General features: G+C 41.2%; 14 protein-coding genes and 1 pseudogene. 6 read left to right on the top strand and 9 right to left on the bottom strand.

What is annotated here, in order from left to right; genetic code table 11:
• Positions 1-6: 6 nt before the first annotated feature.
• Positions 7-1,548, bottom strand: coding sequence for a M20/M25/M40 family metallo-hydrolase (locus FL972_RS18355; protein WP_144607443.1), 1,542 nt, complete (start codon positions 1,546-1,548; stop codon positions 7-9).
• A 104-nt stretch (positions 1,549-1,652) separates the two neighbouring features.
• Positions 1,653-1,886: pseudogene (locus tag FL972_RS19750) on the bottom strand (DUF6567 family protein); the annotation flags it as partial.
• A 293-nt stretch (positions 1,887-2,179) separates the two neighbouring features.
• Here FL972_RS19750 and FL972_RS18350 point away from each other — a divergent pair.
• The 6 genes from FL972_RS18350 (at position 2,180) to FL972_RS18325 (ending at position 8,763) form a co-directional block, all read left to right on the top strand.
• Positions 2,180-3,106: an EboA domain-containing protein gene (locus FL972_RS18350; RefSeq protein WP_250161388.1), complete on the top strand. Its 927-nt coding sequence runs from the start codon at positions 2,180-2,182 to the stop codon at positions 3,104-3,106.
• 33 nt (positions 3,107-3,139) lie between these two features.
• Positions 3,140-4,051, top strand: coding sequence for a TatD family hydrolase (locus tag FL972_RS18345; RefSeq protein ID WP_091651570.1), 912 nt, complete (start codon positions 3,140-3,142; stop codon positions 4,049-4,051).
• A gap of 3 nt (positions 4,052-4,054) precedes the next feature.
• A complete protein-coding gene (gene eboC, locus FL972_RS18340; RefSeq protein ID WP_144607442.1) occupies positions 4,055-4,969 on the top strand; it encodes a UbiA-like protein EboC in 915 nt (304 codons plus the stop codon).
• Positions 4,970-5,034: 65 nt separating this feature from the next.
• Positions 5,035-6,186, top strand: coding sequence for a 3-dehydroquinate synthase (locus FL972_RS18335; RefSeq protein WP_144607441.1), 1,152 nt, complete (start codon positions 5,035-5,037; stop codon positions 6,184-6,186).
• Between the two features lies 1 nt (position 6,187).
• The gene (gene eboE / locus FL972_RS18330; RefSeq protein WP_144607440.1) at positions 6,188-7,393 is read left to right on the top strand and encodes a metabolite traffic protein EboE; all 1,206 of its coding nucleotides are present in this window, start codon (positions 6,188-6,190) and stop codon (positions 7,391-7,393) included.
• A complete protein-coding gene (locus FL972_RS18325; protein WP_144607514.1) occupies positions 7,393-8,763 on the top strand; it encodes an alkaline phosphatase family protein in 1,371 nt (456 codons plus the stop codon). Before eboE ends, FL972_RS18325 begins: the two co-directional genes overlap by 1 nt.
• On the opposite strand, the gene FL972_RS18320 is transcribed toward FL972_RS18325, so the two are convergent.
• From FL972_RS18320 to FL972_RS18290, 7 genes are all read right to left on the bottom strand, one after another.
• Positions 8,760-9,344, bottom strand: coding sequence for an HD domain-containing protein (locus FL972_RS18320; RefSeq protein WP_144607439.1), 585 nt, complete (start codon positions 9,342-9,344; stop codon positions 8,760-8,762). The two genes, FL972_RS18325 and FL972_RS18320, sit on opposite strands and share 4 nt — an antisense overlap.
• Positions 9,341-10,237 carry a YitT family protein gene (locus tag FL972_RS18315; RefSeq protein ID WP_091651556.1) on the bottom strand — a complete coding sequence of 299 codons (897 nt, stop codon included), beginning with the start codon at positions 10,235-10,237 and terminating at the stop codon, positions 9,341-9,343. Before FL972_RS18315 ends, FL972_RS18320 begins: the two co-directional genes overlap by 4 nt.
• A gap of 214 nt (positions 10,238-10,451) precedes the next feature.
• Entirely contained in the window at positions 10,452-14,072 is a 3,621-nt protein-coding gene (locus FL972_RS18310) for an amidohydrolase family protein (protein WP_144607438.1), read from the bottom strand.
• Between the two features lie 74 nt (positions 14,073-14,146).
• Positions 14,147-15,196 (bottom strand): adenylate/guanylate cyclase domain-containing protein, encoded by a 1,050-nt coding sequence (locus FL972_RS18305; protein WP_144607437.1) that lies wholly within the window; start codon positions 15,194-15,196, stop codon positions 14,147-14,149.
• Between the two features lie 6 nt (positions 15,197-15,202).
• Positions 15,203-15,592: a response regulator gene (locus FL972_RS18300; protein WP_144607436.1), complete on the bottom strand. Its 390-nt coding sequence runs from the start codon at positions 15,590-15,592 to the stop codon at positions 15,203-15,205.
• A 112-nt stretch (positions 15,593-15,704) separates the two neighbouring features.
• Complete coding sequence (locus tag FL972_RS18295; RefSeq protein WP_144607435.1) at positions 15,705-17,066, bottom strand: sensor histidine kinase; 1,362 nt, start codon at positions 17,064-17,066, stop codon at positions 15,705-15,707.
• A gap of 22 nt (positions 17,067-17,088) precedes the next feature.
• Positions 17,089-20,748 (bottom strand): two-component regulator propeller domain-containing protein, encoded by a 3,660-nt coding sequence (locus FL972_RS18290; protein ID WP_144607434.1) that lies wholly within the window; start codon positions 20,746-20,748, stop codon positions 17,089-17,091.
• Positions 20,749-20,890 lie beyond the last annotated feature (142 nt).

The raw sequence follows: 20,890 nt of genomic DNA, 5'->3' as shown, positions 1-20,890 counted from the left end.
AATGAATTAATCCATTCCTCCCTTTCTGGTCGGAGATCTCATAGATGGCCATTCTGTAGGCTCACCGTTTCTACCAAGTGGAATTCTTCTTTCGCGGGATACCATATCGGGTTCTTCGCAAGCCATATAAACCATGATGGCAGCCATAATCACATTGTTTTGCACGTCGTCAAAAACAATCTTGTCATAGGTGTCCAAATTTGTATGCCAGGTGTAGTTGTAATATGACCAGCTTAGTGAACTCAATGAAAAGGCAGGAACTCCTGCAGCTACAAAGGATGCATAGTCAGATCCACCACCACCTGGATTTCCAGGGAAAGTTGTTTCCACATCTCTAGTGATTTCTCTAGGCACTTTATTCATCCAGCGACCCAAGTATTCGTAACTATCTACAAAGCCTTGACCTGATACATTGGCTACTCTTCCGGTTCCGTTATCCTGGTTGAACAATGCCTGAATCTTATCCATCATTTCAGGATGATCCTCTACAAATGCTCTTGAACCATTCAAGCCTTGTTCTTCTGATCCCCAATGTCCCACCAGAATAGTTCTTTTAGGGTTTGGATAAACTTGCTTCAACACTCTCATTACTTCCATCATCATGATAGTACCGGTTCCGTTATCGGTTGCTCCAGTTCCTCCATCCCAAGAATCGAAATGCGCGGATAGCATCACGTATTCATCTGGCTTTTCACTTCCTTTGATTTCGGCAATGGTATTGAATGTAGGAGCTACGCCAGTTTCTTTGGACTGTGCATTGAGATGGATTTTTGGTTTTTTGCCACTCTCAGCCAATCTGTATAGCATTCCATAATCTTCCAGTGAAATATCAACTGTAGGCACTTTTTTGGTGTAGGCAGAGAAGATTTTATTCGCACCGAAACCCTGAGACCAATAGGAAGTGATAATGCCGAGTGCTCCAGCATCTTCCAAAGCTTGAGGTAGTTCTCTTCTTCCCTGTCCGGTTTTTTGAAGTCTTTCGTTCCAAGCTCTATTGAGCTCAGTTCGCTCTTCTTTCATTTTTTCAAAAGATTCTTCAGTAGCCCATTCTTCCCAGTTATAATCCGGTCTACCGGTAATTTGCGGGGCTGAAATCATCACATATTTCCCTTTAACAGAAGGAAGCCAGGCTTTGAATGCAGCTTCGTCTGCTAAATCAGGGATGATAACCACTTCGCCCATAGCACCACCTTTAGGGGATGCCGGTGACCAGGCTAATTGCATTCCGGAAAGAGACTTCACCCAAGGCTCCATCATATCAATATGGGTAATCCCTCTTTCCCATCCTCTCCATTCGCCCCATTGCTCATTACGAGCTTCTATGCCCCAGGATTGATATTTTTTTACTGCCCAATCGTGGGCTTTCTGCATTTGAGGAGAGCCTACCAAACGAGGGCCAATTCCGTCCATCAATTCATGGCCGATTGATTTAAGCTGGGAGTTGTCCCGGGCTTCTTTGATAATATTATCAATAACTTGATCTTGGGCCATTGCCTGTATGCCAAAAAGTAGCATCAGACCCATGCCAAAAAGGTATCGTTTTTTCATAAGTGTTTTGTTTAGGTTCTAAAAGTATAGGAAGTAGACGAAAAATTCGAACCGCTGGTGGAATGTAAATTCAAAAAAATAGCCGGCTAAACCGGCTGTAAATCTTAGAGAAATTCAATTACGTCAGCTGAGCTGTTTACTTGATGCTTCCAGAAAAATAGGAAGAAAGAGCTTTTAGTGGAAAAGGTTTCATTAATGATGGCTCTTGGAGAGCCTTGAAGTTTGGCCTTGGAATACATTTCACTTCTGGCTTTTTCAACAAGTGATTTCTTATTTAATCCACCTATACCAAAAACATAAGTTGCTTTAGCTTTTCCCTCAATGTGATCAACTACGCTGAAGTTATTTTGCTATAAGACCACGCTGGTTTGACTGGATTTCAAATTTCCCGTGTAGGAAGAATGAGTTGCACAGCTAGAAAGAAGAGAAGCTGATAAAATTAGAGTTGAAAGAAGTAGTTTTTTCTTTGCTTAAAATTTTAAAGTTGAACAAATTAAATAATAATTGAACTAAATAAGAAAAATAAATAACAATGTTATAGTTAATTCACTAAACCTAAGAGAGAAAAATTCTTGACACTTTTCATATTTACTCCCCACTCCTCCCAAAATTGATGGAATTTAATTTTTGATTGAGTTTATTTACAGGAGTAGAGCAAGCTCAATTGACAATGACCCAAACTGAAAATTTTCCTGCATTCTTGATAACTCTTTTGGAACAACAAGCCGATGAAAAATCCATTGCTTGGTTGAATCAAAAAGTAGAAAAATTTAAAGAATCAGGCTCCAAGACAGGATTTTTTCTTGCCTTTAGTCAGGCTTCCCGTTATTTTGGTAAAGACCCTTTACAAATTTCAGAGCAAAAGGCCCATGAAGCAGAAAAGCTTAGCAAAGGCTTTGAACCCTCTTTTTGGAACGTCCTGCAAACAGCCCGTACTTATTTGCTCCTTCATTATCCTCAGCAAAAGCAAGTATGGTTTGATGCTATCAATCAGCTCTTTGAAACAGCCGATATGCATGAGCATCAGGCATTATTTGCCGCTCTTCCGCTCTTGCCTTTTCAGGAAGAATTACTTTCCCGAGCCATTGATGGTTGCCGAACAAATGTTGCTTTGATATTTGATGCGATCGCTTTAAACAATCCTTACCCATCCACTTATTTTCCGGAGGGCAACTGGAATCAGATGGTCCTGAAAGCCGTCTTTATGCAAAGACCGCTTTATCGAATTCAAAATCAAGATAGTAGAAGAAATCCTGCATTGGCAGAAATTGCTTCTGATTTTGCCCATGAAAGATGGGCAGCAGGAAGGAACGTAATGCCGGAACTATGGCGTTTGGTTTCTCCCTTTTTAAATGATGAATTCTTCAAAGACCTCAAAAAGGTGATGAGCTCGGCAGATGAGTTGGAGAAAAAAGGAGGAGCTTTGGCCTTGTATCAAAGTGATTTTCCTCCTGCGAAGGGGCTTTTGGCAGATTTTCCTAACTTGATTCATGGAATTGAGTCCAAATCCATCACCTGGGAAAGCATTGGTCAGGAGTACCAGCAAACTCGCCTTTAATTAGAAGCAAGAATTACCTAAACATAGAAAATCATGTCCATGTATATAGATCCTCATATTCATTTAGTTTCCAGAACCACCGACGATTACGAAGCCATGCAAAAAGCCGGGATTGTGGCTACTATTGAACCCGCATTTTGGTTGGGACAGCCCCGAACAGAAGTGGGTAGCTTCAAGGATTATTTCAGCACTTTGGTAGGTTGGGAGCGTTTTCGAGCCAGTCAATTCGGCATTGTCCACTATTGCACCATGGGTTTGAATTCCAAGGAAGCCAATAATATTCCTTTGGCGGAACAGGTCATGGAATTGCTTCCCTTGTATGTGGGAAAAGAAGGCGTAGTGGCAATCGGAGAAATTGGCTATGATGATCAAACGGAGGCTGAGGATAGGTTTTATCGGGAACAATTGGAATTGGCCAAGGAAGTGGATCTTCCCGTACTGATTCATACCCCACATAGAGATAAGAAAAAGGGAACCTACCGCTCCATGGATGTGGCAGAGGAGCATGGCATGGATCCGGGCTGGGTCATTGTAGATCACAACAATGAAGAAACAGTCAAAGAAGTTTTAGATAGAGGTTACTGGGCAGGATTCACGATTTACCCGCATACCAAAATGGGTTCCGAGCGAATGGTGGAAATTGTCAAGCAATATGGCCCTGAGCGAATTATAGTGAACTCGGCAGCTGATTGGGGGATATCTGATCCTTTGGCTGTACCCAAGACAGCCGACCTTATGAGAAAAATGGGGATACCTGAAGAGCATGTGCAGATGGTTACCTACAAAAATGCCTTGGCTGCATTTTCACTCTCTGGCCAAATGGATGAAAAAGACTGGTTGAATGCACCTCCAATTGATCAGACAAAAAAAATGGGAGGAAACTCAGTGCTTAGAGGTGGGCAGGTACCTAGAGTCGAAGGACCTTCTGATCGTGTGGAAAATTAATCTATGAGTAAGGGCAGCCTATTTGCATACCTTCAGTTAACCCGCCCAGCCAATGTGGTAACTGCTATTGCTGATATTTGGGCAGGTTTTGCCATAGCCGGAGCTTGGACTTTCATGCAAGTTGACTGGAGTCAGGGAGCTGAAGATTTTTGGCAAAATTTGCTTTGGCTTTCGATCAGCACCATGGGTTTGTATGGCGGAGGAGTAGCTTTTAATGACATAGCAGACGCCGATTTGGATTCGGTGGAGAGACCCGAAAGACCTATTCCTAGCGGAAGGGCTTCCAAAAAGAGTGCAATTCTGATGGCTTCCTGCTTACTTTTGGGAGGCATTTTCTTTGCATTTTTGGTCAACATTTTCGCTGGTCTTTCGGCAATTGCAATAGCTATTTGCGCTTTACTTTATGATTTTTGGGGAAAGCATCATCAACTCTTTGGACCCATCAATATGGGACTTTGCAGGGCTGGAAATCTACTGCTAGGTGTGGCTGTTGCTCCTGAGGTTTTGCAAAAACTTTGGCCAATTGGTGTTTTGCCCTTGATTTACGTAGCAGCCATTACTATGGTGAGTCGGGGAGAAGTGCATGGAAAAAATAAAAAAGCGCTCTACGGGGGGTTTGGGTTGTATATATTGGTTATTTCCGGGATTATTTTTCTGGCGAAAGTCCAAAAACCCGGTTCATGGGAAGTCTTTCCTTTTTTGATATTGTTAGCCTACATGGTATTTCCTCCTTTGACAAAGGCCATCCAAAAACAGGAACCCGCATTGATAGGAAAATCAGTCAAGGCTGCCGTAATTTCTTTGATTATAGTCAATGCATCTATAGCAGCAGCCTTTGAAGGATGGATAGTCGGTGCTATAGTTTTATTGCTTCTGCCGATTTCTTTATGGTTGGCTAAGAAGTTTGCCGTGACTTGATTTACTTTAGGATTGGTTTTCAAGTTAGTTGAGAACTTTCAGCCCCAATAACCTATTATCCTTGTATGAATACCATTTTAAAGCAGCGGTTTTCAGTGTCTTTTGAGTATCCGGTCTGTTTTTCCGAAGATATTTTCAATCCAGAAAATAAGCTCTTTGCTTCCCTGTTTGAGAAGGGGAGAAAGTGTAAGACTTTTTTCATCATAGACAGTGGAGTTGCGCAGCATCACAAATCCCTTTCTGATAAAATTCAACATTATTCCGAAGCAAATTCAGACACATTCTTTTTATGTGCGGATCCTTTGATAGTTCCTGGCGGGGAGGCCTGTAAAAATGATGCGAGTTTCTATCAGAAAGTAGTCGAAGCCACCCATATTCATGGAATTGACAGACATTCTTACATAGTAGCCATAGGAGGAGGAGCCGTTTTGGATATGGTAGGTTTCGCAGCGGCAATTTCTCATAGAGGGATAAGATTGATCCGGGTACCGACCACAGTTCTATCCCAAAACGATTCCGGTGTGGGAGTGAAAAATTCTGTTAACTCATTTGGGAAGAAAAACTATTTGGGAACCTTCACCACTCCAGTTGCTGTCATCAATGATTTTAATTTTTTGGAGACCTTAGATGATAGAGATTGGAGAGGTGGAATTTCTGAGGCTATCAAAGTTGCCTTGATTAAAGATTTCTCCTTTTTTGAGTGGCTGGAACAGCACGCTGCTCAATTAGCGTCCCGCTCGCTGGAGCCAATGAAAGAACAGATTATGAGATGTGCTCAAATGCACATGGATCATATAGCTGGGAAAGATCCTTTTGAAATGGGTTCTTCAAGACCTTTGGACTTTGGACATTGGGCGGCCCATAAACTGGAGCATCTAAGCAGCTATAGAGTTAGACATGGCGAGGCAGTAGCCATAGGAATTGCTTTGGATTCCACATATTCTTACTTGAAAGGCTGGATAGCCAAAGAAGATCTGGATAGAGTAATTGTATTGCTACAAAATCTCGGATTTTCATTGTACGAGCCGGAATTATCCGGTGAAAATTTAATCAAAGGTTTGAGAGAATTTCAGGAACATTTGGGAGGCCAACTAACCATTATGCTTTTGGAGCGATTGGGTAAAGGAGTGGAAGTTCATGAAATGGATCATGCTATGATTGAAGAGGCAGTAAAAATGCTAAAAGATTGGAATCAAGAAGCTATAAGCAAATCCTAGAATGCATATTTCAGATTTTCACTTAAGCTATTGTAGTAATATCCACCCGGGAGAAAGCTGGGGGGCTACTTTTCAAAATTTACAGCGATATATCCCGGAAATCAGGAGTAATCTCAATTTTCAGCAATCCTTTGGAATAGGCCTGAGATTATCTCATGAAGCAAGTTTGGAGCTCCAAAAGCCGTCAATTATAGCAGAATTCAAAGCTTGGTTAGAATCCGAAAATGCCTATGTCTTCACCTTAAATGGTTTCCCGTATGGAGATTTTCACCGAACTACAGTAAAAGATCAAGTGCACTTCCCGGATTGGACTACTGAAGAGAGAAGGGATTATACGATTAGATCCTTCAGAATATTGGCGGGATTAATTCCTGAAGGATTGGACGGAGGAATTTCTACTTCTCCCATATCTTATAGGCACTGGTTCCAATCTGAATCAGATCTAAATGCTGCCATGGTCAAAGCTAGCCATTATTTATTGCAGGTAGTGGAGGAGTTGGCTTTGATTGAAAGAGAAACTGGCAAATTTTTGCATTTGGATATTGAGCCTGAACCGGACGGTATTTTGGAAAATTCAGGTGAGATGATCTGGCTTTTTCAGGAATATTTACTCCCAATTGCAAAGGAAACTTGGGCTAAATCCAGGCATCTCAATGAAGCTGAAGCAGAAAAATTGATCAGGCGACATATTCAGGTTTGTTATGACGTTTGCCATTTTGCGATTGTTTATGAAAAGCCTTCTGAGACTTTTGCCAAGTTTGCCAGCGCAGGAATCCAGATCGGGAAAATCCAAATATCTGCTGCCCTGAAACTCCTTTTGGGGGATGATAAAAAATTGATTAAGCAAAAACTAGAGCCTTTTGTGGAGTCAACTTATCTCCATCAGGTTGTGGGAAGGTATCCAACTGGTAAGTTGGTTTCTTATCCGGATTTGCCGGATGCCTTAGCCAAAATCGAATCAGCCAACGAAGAGGAATGGAGGATTCATTTTCATGTCCCATTATTTATAGAAAGCTATGGGGACTTACTTTCTACTCAAAGCAGTATTGTTGAGGTTTTGAATGAATTGGCCTTGAATCCAGGATTAACTAACCATTTGGAGGTGGAAACCTATACTTGGGAAGTTTTACCTGAAAAAATGAGGCTAGATATGGGAGAATCTATTTCCAGAGAGTTAGATTGGGTAATTCAAAACATGAAAAAATGATGAGAAAAACGGTAGTGCTGGATATTGTTGCGCTTTCTTCCCGAGTGGTTGGCGAGCACACGCCTTTTCTCAAATCATGGATTGAAGGCAAGAAAAAAGCTATTATTGAACCTGTTCTTCCAGCAGTAACATGCTCTGCACAGTCTGTCTATCTCACTGGAAAATATCCTTCCGAACATGGAATAGTCGGAAATGGCTGGTATTTCTATGATGAGTGTGAGATTAAATTTTGGAGACAATCCAACAGGCTGGTTAGATCACCCAAAATCTGGGATCATTTAAAAGCTGAAAACCCAGAATTCACTTGTGCTAATCTTTTTTGGTGGTACAATATGTATTCCAGCGTGGATTATGCAGTTACTCCGCGTCCTTTGTATCCGGCTGATGGAAGAAAGCTTCCAGACTGTCATTCTCAGCCTATGGAACTCAGAGATAGATTGCAAAAGGAGCTTGGGCAATTTCCTTTATTCTCTTTTTGGGGTCCCAATACCAATATTTCGGCAACTCAATGGATAGCTGATGCCGCAAAAAAAGTCGATGAGTGGTACAATCCTACGCTCAACCTGATTTACCTACCACATCTAGATTATGGCTTGCAAAGACATGGAATAGATTTCGAAAAAATCGGAAAAGACTTGCAGGAAATTGATCAAGTGGCTGAAGACTTGATTACTTATTTTGAAAAACAGGGGGCTGAAGTATTACTGCTTTCTGAGTATGGGATCACCAATGTGAACCAACCAATCCACATTAATAGGATTTTGAGGTCTGCAGGATGGATTCAGGTAAAAGATGAGTTGGGTCTGGAAACTGTAGATGCTGGCACCTCGCAGGCTTTTGCTGTGGCAGACCATCAGGTGGCCCATGTACATATTCAAAATGAGGCCATTTTCGAGGAGGTGAAAAGTTTACTCAGAAGTACTCCTGGAATAGAAAAGGTACTGGATAAAAATGATCAAGTGGAATATGGGCTAGATCACAAAAGATCAGGGGATCTGGTGGTGGTAGCTGATAAAAACTCTTGGTTTACATATTATTTCTGGATGGATGATGCCAAGGCGCCAGATTATGCGCGCTGTGTAGATATTCATCGAAAGCCAGGATATGATCCTGTGGAGTTATTTTTAGATCCGAAAATCAAAGTTCCTTTACTGAAAGTGGGTTCAAAAGTCCTGAAGAAAAAACTAGGCTTTAGATACTTAATGGATGTGATCCCTTTGGATGCTGGCTTGGTAAAAGGAGCTCATGGAAGAATTCCAGAGGAGGATATTGATAAGCCCTTTATAGTGGGGGGAAAAGGGCTGATTTCTCATCAAAAAATTGAAGCTGGTGATGTATATGATTTAATATATCATGCTGTAAAAGGTTAGACTAGGTTCAGTTTTTCTTTTACTGAATCGATATTATCCTGTTTTTTAGGTTCCCTGAATTTTTTGCAGTAATCAGTGTGATATTCATGTTTTTCTAAAAATGTCAGTTGAAGCTCGTTCCAAGCTTGCTCAGAAAAACTTGGATTGAAATGCTTTAATTCATCAAAAAGCTTATTCCCTTGTCTTTCAAATTCATTGGTTCCCAGATATTCCAAATCTGCATCGGCAATAATTTTTTCCAGTTGATTGGTTGGAGATTGAGGGATTTTGGTAGCCATAATCATTCCGCAGATTTTGGATAGATCTGACTCGGAAATATCTTCAGAAAGGTAGTTTCTTGCGATTCCGCAACCTATTTCCTCATGGTTTTTTGGATTTTCTATAAAGCCTGTATCATGAAACAAGGCAGCAAGCCTCAATAAGAAGAGCTCTTTTTCTGATACATCTTCGATCCTGGCCAAAAAGATAGCTTTATCCATCACATACTCTGTGTGGGCCAGATTATGATAGGTCAGGTAGGAAGGCAATTGCTCCAATATATTCCTGTAAACTTTCCGTTTTATTTGCTCAAAGTCTATCATACATGCTTTTTTCCTACTTTTTTAATGACTCCGCCTTTTACTTCTTTGATAGTTTGGACATAGAAAAAGGCCTTAGGATCGATTTCCTGAATAGCTAATTTGATTCTATGTACTTCCAGACGGGTTACTACGGTCATAATAATATCGCAAGGGTGCTTAATATGAAAGGTTTCAGGGAGATAGCCCCTTTCCCCTTTATATACCGAAATTGCTTTTTTAAAGTCTTTGACTATCAATTCTTTGACCAATTCGTGTTCTTTAGAAATAATTGTCAAAGCGGTGTACTCCTCGAAGCCTTCTACAATGTAGTCAGTAGTCTTTATTGCGGTAAAATAGGTCAGTATAGAATACATTGCAGGTTCTATGCCAAAAACATACGCAGCGGAGAGCATAATCAGACTATTGAGAAAAACAGTTATCTCACTGGCAGTCAGGGCAGAGTTTTTATGGAAGTACTCTGTGATGACTTCAAAGCCATCAATTAAGCCTCCGCCTCGAATAATTAGCCCTATTCCTGTACCCATCAAAAAACCTCCGAAAACAGCTATCAGTACCTTGTCTTCTGTTACGGTAGGTATTTCCATGAAATGTAAAACCAGAACCAAAAGAAAGACCGAAAAGCCTGACTGAATGGCGAATGTCTTTCCTATCATCTTCCAGGCCATGTATAAGAAAGGAAGGTTGATAACTACCAAAAGCAGGTTTAAATTGATTCCAAACCCCAAATTGACCAAGATGGCTATACCGGTTACTCCTCCATCCAAAAATTTATTGGGAAGCATGAAAGCCTCTAATGCAATCGCTGCAAGAGCTACACCACAAATTGAGTACACTAAAGAGTGGGGGGAGAAAATAGTTTTCCAATCAATCGATTTGGCTGACGATTCTTTCATTCTGGTAGCATAGGGTAAAAAATCATTTTTTGCAGCTAAGCGCTAGCTTTTAGTTTATAGTAAGGGTTCTGAATCCTAATTTAAGGAAATAAAAATTTAGTAGTTTGCCAAGAACAAAGAGTAATTATTTCACTTTTGGCTCAAAAAAATTAGACTTTCCTTAAAAAAAGGAACAGCCAAGACAATTCTTGGCTGTTTCCTCCTCAAATTCTGCTTAATTTTTCAAACTGGTGGTCACTTTTGGAGCCTCCTTGGTCCAAGAGCTTACATCCAATTTTCGTGGATTGGGATAAACTTCATCCAAGGTGTTACCATCATACAATCTGCCATCTTTAACCACATGTGTGATGGTATTGGTATTCCTGATATTTTCCAAAGGATTGGATTCCATGATTACCAAATCCGCCAATTTTCCAGTCTCGATACTTCCCAGGTCTTTGTCTAAACCTAAAGCTTCAGCTCCCAGAATAGTGGCAGTTTTCAAAGCATCCATGCTGCTCATTCCTCCGCTGGCCACTGACCATAGCTCCCAATGATAGCCCAAGCCTTGTAGCTGACCGTGAGATCCTACACCTGCCAGTCCTCCGCGCTTTACCAACTCGTTGATTCCTTCGGCATGTTTTTCGAAGACATGGTCTTCCGGAGCAAACCAACCACCCAGTCCGCCAACTCTTCTTCTGGCCTTGGAATTCAGCTCATTATATGGAGTGAATCTGTTCAGTTTAGGGTCATGCAGTGGACTTTCTGTGGTGTAATAATAATTTTCAGCCCAAGGTCCGCCATAAGCTACCAAAAGGGTAGGAGTTACCGCCATTTTACTTTCAGCAATAGTCTGTATCACATCTGAGTAAAGTGGGTATACAGGGATAGAGTGTTCATGTCCTGGATATCCGTCGAATAATTGGGTCATATTCAGTTTGTAGTCCAAGCCGCCCTCCGTAGTAGGCATTAGCTTTTGATCTTTAGCTGCCATGATTACCCACTGTCTGTGCTGTCTATTTCCAACCAAATACATTTTGATGTACTGGGTATTATAATACTTGCTGTATTGCTTCAGTACATTTTTGGTTTGATCCAGAGATTTTAGATTATACATCCAGAATCCTACTCCAGGACCTGTAGAATAAACCCGAGGACCTGGAATCATTCCTGCTTCCACCATGTCACCATAAGTCAATACGTCAGTCGTAGCCGTCTGCGGATCTCTGGTTGTGGTCACGCCATAAGCTAGATTAGCGGCATAGATCCAAACGGTATTTTTGTGAAGATTCCAGGTTGGCCACATGTGAGCATGGGTGTCAATAAAGCCCGGAGTGATGGTCTTACCTGTTGCATCTATGACTTTCGCATTCCCCGCGTTGAGGGTTCCTGTTTTTCCGACTGCCTTGATTCGATTGTTTTCAATCAGGATATCTCCATTTTCGATGACTTCTTCATCTTTCATGGTGATGATTCTTGCATTTTGAAGAAGAATTGTTCCTTTAGGAGTATCCTTTGCGAAGTATACTTTTACCTGATGCTCAGCAGGCTTATATTCTTCTTTTTCTTTGAGCTTAGCCTTGTGGATGCTATCTGCTTTGGCCAATTCTTTGTCTGCTTTGAATAAGGAGTCTATCCTTTTCTTTTCAGCTTTCGCCAGAGAATCTGCTAACTTAACCGCATCTTCTCCTTTAGCTTTCAAGGTAGCCACACTGTCAGCATCAGCTAGTTTCTTTAGCTTTTTGGCTGTTTTTACAGAGTCTTCAATAAACTCTGCCCGAGTTATGTCATATATCCAATGGCCGTTTCCTAAGGACCAATGCACTTTTTTTCCATTGGCTTCCCAAGCTGGCCATTCTCCACCGATCTCGGTAAGTTGACGTGCGGGGAAATTGGCTGATTCAGGACTTCCCACGTTGATGGTTGGAGTTTTTCCAGCCTTTGGTATTGTTACCACATATACATTGTTGTTGATTTGAGCCAGTGCCAAATCACCTTCCGGAGCCATCAAAATCGTACTGGCGCTGGAAGGTTGCATTTGAGGCTCTCGGGCGCTACTTCCCTCAGGGAGCATGCAATAATTAACTGCATCGGCGGTGCCGTAAGGCTTACCCATAATGTATTTTACAGAAGAGAAATCCTCATTATGCTCATGTCCCTCATGATCTCCTGCTGCTGTTCCAAAAGGAGTAATACCAGATATTTTAGCATAGGTTTTTTCATCCGTTCCATCCCACTTCACACTCATCAGCGTGCCTCCAGGTCCATTTAGGAAAATACGGGTAGTATCTTTTGTAAAATGTGCATTTCCGATATTTCGGGCATCCATGATTTTTCTGAATGCACCTCCAGAAGCCGGCATCCATGCTAAAATAGATTCAGCTCCGGAAACTCCCGGTCCTTCTGCTTCCTCCATGAGACGCTTATCGCCTTTGAATACCACAATTTTATTATTAGGTCCCCAAACTGGTCCCATGTAAAGAGCACTTTCTGTAGTAAGCTTTGTTATTGCTCCATTTCTTCCGAAACTAGCTTTATAAAGATGTCCACCTGCCTTTTCATCCCAAGTGGTAAATACCAACTGGCTTCCATCTGGAGACCATGAAGGCATGGCTTCGGTAAATTCATTTTTCGTAACCCTTTTAGGTTCGCCATTCGGGTAGTCCATCACATACAGTCTATTGAGTGCCGTGAAGGCCAGTTTTTTGCCATCCGGTGAAGGAACAGCATCTCTGATTTGTGTAGCCAGTTTAGCGGTGGTGTCTTTGATTTCATAATTGAAATAGAGCCTTGGACCCATTGCCAGTTTCACATCTGCTTCGAATGGGATCTCTACAGCCGGACTGCCATCTACAGCCAATTTCCATATTTTCCCTCCATAGGAAGCGATGATAAATTTGCTATCCGGAGTGAACGCCATAGCAGGCAATACTCCCTGAGGCGCGATGGACTCCTGCTCATCCCGCTGCACAGGATAGGCTAACCATTTTTCATCTCCTGTATTGAGGTCTCTAAGGACCAAACCGGTTTTATCTTGCCACCTGGATCCATAAACCATCCACTTTCCATCTTTGGATAAGGTAGGAGTGAAGGCCGAACCATAACGGCTGGTGATATTTGTGATTTTTCCTTCCTCAAAATCATAATGTCCAACCTGATATTGTGGAAGCATGGCATTGTAATTCCAAGCGCCTGTTCTATGCGAGAAATAGACTTTTTTTCCATCTGGGCTTACCACTGGGTCGATGGTTTTCATCGAGGAAGGGTTTTCATTGAGTTGAATTCCTCCGCCTCCATCTATATGGTACATCCATAGCTTCGGAATACGACGGCCTTTACTCACGATGATATATTTACCATCCGGTGTCCAAGCAGCTCCAGGTACATCTCCATTTTTATCTTTGGTTACCTGAACCGTGTCCTTCTTGACCATATCGATATACCAGAGATTATCATTTCCGGCTCGGTCAGAAGTGAATAAGATTTTTTCTCCATCAGGAGAGAATCGGGGATGAGTCTCATAGGCAATTCCTGTAGTAATCGGGCTTGCCTTTCCACCTTCAATTGGGATCGTGTATATGTCTCCCATCAGGTCAAAAGCGATTGTTTTGCCATCAGGACTGACATCCAAACTCATCCAGGTTCCTTCTTTCGCAGTAAATTTTACTTCCCGCTCAGGCTTGAGGGGCAGGTCCTTGAATTTTGGATAATCTAGGGAGTCTTTTTGGGTACTGTCTTGAGAAATGGTGTGATTCACCAGTGATTTTGGGTTTTCCCTGCCACCAGGAACCATAGCTGCCATAGACATGGTAGCTCCTAATGCCACCAATAGTGCAGGTTGGGTAAGTTTTTTCATTTGATTATAAATTGGACAAAGACTAAATTCTGTAGGGATTGATTAAGATTTATGTTGAGATTAAGCAGGTGAGACTAATTGTTTATATGGTCAACCTGCAAAACCTTGACAGGATGAGCTTTATTTTTAAGTTTCATTTCCCCAATGGTAGAAAAAGTAAAGCTATCTTTAATTTGATCGACACATTTTTCCAAGACTAAAATTTGGCCCGGATTAGCCGCAGTCTGTAATCTGGCGGCTACGTTCACCGTATCTCCAATGACTGTATAATCTAATCTTTTCAAAGAACGGGAACCTATATTTCCTGAGACCATCTCACCCGAGTTAATTCCGATGGATACTTCAGGTTTGAAATTTGTCTCTTCTGAAAAAACCGGGATTTGAGCCATTTTTTCCCGGATGGAAAGTGCAACCTTGATGGCTCTTTCGAAGTGATTCTCCCCCTGAAAAACTGCCATAATTGCATCACCGATAAACTTGTCCACACTTCCTTTCTCCTCGATAATCTCTTTGACCATTAGGTCAAAATATTCGTTGAGTAGTCCCACAACCACGTTGGGCTCTTCGTTTTCAGAGATTTTTGTAAATGCTACCAAGTCAATAAAAGCCACTGATGCATCGATGGTCTCATTTTCCATCAAGCTTGATTCCAGCTCCTTATTACCCATAAAGTTCAACACCGTTTCATCCACATACATTTTGAGAATGTTGTTTTCACGGAGGGCTTTAAGGGTGGATTTGATTTGGTTTCTGTACTGAATAGTCTTATCAAGAGTGATTTCCAAATCACGGAAATCTACGGGTTTGGTAATGAAGTCAAAAGCCCCCAAATTCATGGCTGTCCGGATATTTTCCATGTCTCCATAAGCCGAGATAATGACGGTTTTAAGCAGTGAGTTTTTTTCTTTGACTTTGGAAAGCAGGGTCAGACCGTCCATCTCAGGCATATTGATATCGCTCAGGATCAAATCAATATCCGGATTTTCTTCAATGATTTCCAAGGCTATTCTGCCGTTGAGTGCAAACTGAAAATCGAACTCACCTTCACGGATTCTTTTCCGGAATTTCTGTTTGATCAGAATTTCCAAATCCGCTTCATCATCTACTACCAAAATCTTGACCATGGGTTCTTAGTTTTTTTCTGACATCAAAGCTCCAATTTCTTTCTTAAGGGAATCAAAATCAATGGGTTTGGTAAAAAACTCCTTTGCACCTGAACTCATGGCTTTTTCATAATTTTGACTGTCCCCGTAAGCAGAAATCATACTGACATTGATCTGGGGAAATCTATTTTTGATTTTTTCCAAAAGCTCCAATCCGCTCATACCAGGCATATTGATATCTGAAAAAACATAAACTACCTGAGGGGGATGCTCGCTGTCTAAAACTGTCAAAGCTTCATCACCTGAAAAAGCAAAGCAAAGCTCTAAGCTTCCACTTTTGATCTCTTTTCTGAACTTTTGACGAAATAGCATTTCCACATCTTTTTCATCATCAACTATTAAAATTTTGCTTTTCATCTGATTATGGATTGATTGTTAGGGTTGTGACTTAGGGTCTGGAATTCTTGAAAATTGCAATTGGCTTTTCCAGAAAAACATTCGGCCCTAGACATTTTGATCTTTCCTGTTTTCATGATTTCGGTAATTTGATTGTGAAAACAGTGTATTCACCAGGTTTACTGTCTACTACTATTTCACCTCCATGTCCTTTGGTGACTATGTCATAGCTCATAGAAAGCCCTAAACCTGTACCTTTTCCAGTTGGCTTTGTAGTAAAAAAAGGCTGGAAAATTTTCTCTTTAATTTCAGCTGGGATACCTTTTCCATTATCTGAGATTTGGATTTCAACACCTGTACTGATCTTCTTGGTGTTGACGGTGACGGTAGGCATAAAGTCTTTCTCACCTTTGGCATTCAATTCTTTTTTCTTTTCGTCAGCAGCATAAAAGGCATTGTTGATCAGGTTGAGAAATACTCTGCCCAAATCTCCGGGAACTACCTGAAGGATTCCGGCTTTAGGGTCTAGATTTAATTTAAAATCAGCCGTGAAACTTTTATCCCTTGCCCTTAATCCATGATAGGAAAGCCTTAAATATTCATCTGCTAATGCATTGATATCTGTGGGTTCTTTTTGACCGGTATTGCTTCTGCTATGTTGTAGCATTCCTTTCACGATGGAATCAGCCCTTTTGCCATGGTGATGGATTTTGTTAAGGTTTTGGATCACATCTTCCAAAATTTCCATAGCATCTTCAGTTTTCCCGGCTTGCAATTCCTCTTTGAGTTCGGTCAACAACTCTGTGCTGACATCTGAAAAGTTATTGACAAAGTTGAGCGGGTTTTGAATCTCATGAGCAATCCCTGCCGTCAATTCTCCTAAGGAGGCCATCTTCTCTGCATGGATCAATTGGTTTTGTGCTGCTCTTAGCTCAGATAAGGTATTTTCCAATTCATTTTTTTGCTCAGTCAGCTCCTTGGTTCTTTGTTCAACTTGTCTCTCTAATTGATTTTTGAGACTTTCAGTTATTTTAAATTCTTTCTCTCTTGCTAGAGCCTTTAGCTTTTCCTGTTCCAGGGCTTTTCTTTGTTTGGAATTATTAATCCACATGGCAATAGCCCAGATAAAGGCAAAAAATTCAGCTACTCCAAAATAATTTTCCCATTCGGTATAAAATGATTTATTGATGAGTTCAATGGATTCTCCCAGCACATTAACTGCCATGATAGGAAGCCAGGCGTATATCATTCCTTTGCGATGGTGAAGCTCAGGGTTCTTAAGTGTCACCACGACAATAATAGCTGCCAGAACAAAAGATAAAATAGTGGCAAGCCCACTGATTAAGGGGATCTTAACGGCAGCAATTCCAATAATAGCTGCTGCTGCGACCATTCCACCGTTGAAAATTCGTTTCCATTCTGCAGATACCGTGATCAAGCCCATGGGTTGCTTGAGATAGTATAACAAAATCAAAGAAATTATTCCTAAAACCATAGTAGGCTAGTTTGGGTAAAATTTATGATTTAGATTTTGGTTTAGTAGGTAGAAAGATAGTAAAAACTGTCCCTGAATTCTCACCGGTTTTACTTTTTACACTGATTTCACCTTGGTAAGACTTGATAATATCATAGCTCAAAGAGAGTCCCAAGCCTGTTCCTTGCCCTGTAGGTTTGGTAGTGAAGAAAGGCTGGAATATTTTTCCAATCACATCCTCAGGGATACCCATCCCGTTATCGGAAAGAATAATCTCCACTCCCTTATCTGTTTTCTTGGTGGCAATCTTTACTTCAGGTTTATAGTTTTCAGACTTTGTTTTTTGAGACTTTTCATGGACAGCATGAAAGGCATTGTTGCACATATTGATCAATGCCCTTCCAACTTCCTGACGGATTACTTCCACTTCCGGAATATTGGAAGCCAACTCTGTTTTATATTCGGCGCTAAAGTCTTTTTCTTTAGCCCTGACCCCGTGATAGCTCAGTCGCAGGGATTCATCGCAGATAGCATTGAGATCTGCGAGTTCTTTATTGCCCACGCTGGCTTTGCTGTGTTGAAGCATTGCTTTGACAATCGCATCCGCTCTCATGCTATGAGTGGCAATTCTGTCCAGATTTTCTTTGATATCTCCCGCCAATATTCTGGCAGAATCAAATTTTCCTTCATGAATCTCCTGGTTCATCTCGTCCATGAGTTCATGACTTACTTCCGAAAAGTTTTTAACAAAATTCAGTGGATTTTGAATTTCATGAGCAATTCCAGCAGTCAACTCACCCAAGGATGCCATTTTTTCAGCCTGTATCAGTTGGGATTGGGTAGCCTTTAAATTTTCATGTGCAGAAGCCAAATCTTCGTAAGCTTTTTCAATTTCTTTGGCATGCTCGAGTTCCCTTTCTTTGGCCTTTTCTCTCTCTGCCTTCAGAACCCTATTCCTTTGGTAAATATTGATAGGATAAAGGAGTGAAAGGAAAAGAGCTGCATAGCCCAAGTAGGCCCACCAGCTTCTATACCAAGGGGGTAAAACTGTGAAAGAATATAAGGTCGCTTCGGTCCAATCAGCCCCTTCTTCAATTGCGGGTCCTGAGTATCTTGCTCGAACTTTAAAAGTGTAATCTCCCTCCTGAATATTACCAAAAGTAGCGGATGTCCTTTTAAGTACCGGACTCCAATCCTCATCATAGCCTTCCAGAATGTATTGATACTCTATCAAGAATGGCCTAGACAATTCATTGGTGCCGTATTCTATATTGAGATGATTGTGTTTGTAAGGAAGTGTTAGGTTGATAGGAACTGGGAAAAATTCACTGACTTTATCAAAGGTAATTCCCTTGAAGCGTTCTTGCAGATCACTTTCTTCTTCCGAATTGAGGATTTTTTTGAAGGTCAGTAATTCCTCGGTGGTTTTGGCCGCTTGATTAGAAATTTTGCTCGAAGCCAAGGTTTCCCAAGAGATAACTTCTTCATTGAGCCTTACTTGTTTGATAAGTAGCTTGGGTTTGGAATCATTTCTGGAAATTTTTTCTAGGTCAATTCTTGCCAGCCCTGTTTTGACGCTTCCTGTCCCTGCCCAGAGAATACCCTTGGAATCTAAAAACATGGCATTTTGCCCATCAGTCAAATCTTTGACTGGGTATCCATTATCCGAATTATAAATCTGTAAATTTTGGATAGCATCCACTGAGTCCGGGAAAAAGTCGAAGATGGAAATCCCCTGATTGGTACCTATTGCCATCTTGTTCCCGGGAAGATCTACGATTTGAAGAACATTGTTGTCAGGAAGTCCATCTTGACTGTTATAAGATTGAAAAAGCGCCCCTTTTGATGGGGCCCAACTAGCAATGCTTTCTTTCTTTGTTTTGCTTAAAAAACTGAATCCAGAAGTGGTGCCTATCCACAGATTTCCGTCTTGGTCTTCTTTAATGCGATTCACTCCATTATCGATCAAGCCTTGATTGGTGGTAAAGTTGATGAAAGTTTCTCCATCAAATCGGCTTAGGCCTCCATCAAATGTACCTATCCAGAGAATCCCCTCCCGATCTTCCAGGATGCTGATGATTCCATCTCCGGCCATTCCATGTTCTGAAGTAAAGTGAAGGAGTTCCCCTTCCTGATATTTTAAGATTCCATTATCAGTCCCTATCCAGATAGATCCGTCTTGTGTTTCCACCAAGGCATATACTTCATTAGAGGGTAATCCTTGATCCACAGAATAATTCGTGAATTTTTTATTGTCCAGAATACTCAGGCCATCCCCAGCAGTGCCTATCCATATTTTTCCTGACCTATCCTCCAGAATACTAAAAACTATTTCACCGGCGAGTCCTTGGGAAGGGTAATAAGAGGTGAAAGACTGTCCGTCAAATTTACTGATTCCACCATCTGCCGAACCAAACCAAAGATTCCCATTTTGGTCCTCCATTCCGCTTAGAATGATATTTCCGGAGATTCCATGGCTCGTTGTAAAACTCGTAAAACCAAATCCATCCAACCTGCTGACTCCACCTCCGTCGGTACAAAACCACATTTTCCCTCCAGAATCCAAGGTCATATCCTGAATGTTATTTCCTGCCAAGCCCTGTTCAGTGGTGTAAGTTTTAAATCTTTTTCCATCCCAAAGACTGGCACCTCTGTCCGTCCCAAACCAAATATTTCCGTCTTTGTCCTCAGAAATCGAGCGTACAACCGATCCGGCTAATCCTTCTTTAATCCCGATTGTTTGGAAGCTTTTTCCATCGAATTTGGTCAAGCCTCCTCCTAAGGTCCCCATCCAAATGGTACCATTACTGTCTTGAAAAATTGATCTGATTCGATCAGATGACAATCCGTCTTGAAGGGTATAAGTTTTGAAGGTTTTTCCGTCGTATTTGCTGACACCTCCTCCATAGGTGCCAAACCACATATTGCCATCATTATCCTTAAGAATACTGATGACTATATCGTTTCCTAAGCCATTTTCGGTAGAGAAATTCGTAAATTTTTCTCCATCGTATTTACTGACTCCTGCCCTGTCTGTGCCAAACCACAGGTTTCCTTCATTGTCTTCACCAATAGCCCATATAACCAGACTTCCGAGTTGATCTGCCAGATAATTAGTGAATGACTTTCCATCAAACTTGCTTAATCCGCCATCTGCGGTACCGATCCAGATATTTCCTTTGGAGTCTTCAAAAATGCTTCTGATGGTGATGCTGGGTAGTCCGTGGATTTTTTTGTAATTGGTAAATTCCACTCCATCAAACCTACTTAGCCCTCCTCCATTCGTGCCAAACCAAATATGCCCTCTGCTATCGGTAATAGCACAATGAATCGCGTCTAATGCCAATCCATCATCTGAAGTGTACTTATTAAACTGTGACAATCCTCCTGCACCAAGAAAATAAGGATCCCCTTGAGCATCCATAATAACTTCACCGTCTTCGTTTCTGAGTTTAGGCAATTCCACCCTATAGGGAGGATCAATCCCGTTTTGGCTTTGACTGACTAATGAAACTATTTCCGGGCCAGACTCTACTCCCAGGCTAAACTGTTTAGGCTTTTGTTCTTCCGATAGATCAGAAAGGGTGGTTTTATTGGGTGGCTGTAAATCTTCAGAAAATCTTGAATTTCCCTCTTCTGCCCGTGGACTGCAAGCTTCAAAAAAAAGTGTAATAAAAAGAACTCGTAAAAAAATTGATTTCATGAAACCTAGATTAGGCGATGGGTTGACAAATTTTCAATTTCAGCTTTAATAAGAAAGACATTTCAAAAGATTCTATTTTTTCCAAAAGCCTGAATTTCAGCATTAATGTACAAATTGTAGCAATAGCTTAAAAATTTCTTTA

Origin of the sequence: Algoriphagus algorifonticola (assembly GCF_007655305.1) — a bacterium.
In the GTDB taxonomy this organism is placed as follows: domain Bacteria; phylum Bacteroidota; class Bacteroidia; order Cytophagales; family Cyclobacteriaceae; genus Algoriphagus; species Algoriphagus algorifonticola.
Note: the sequence above shows the minus strand (reverse complement) of the source record. Positions and strands in the feature narration are given on the sequence as shown.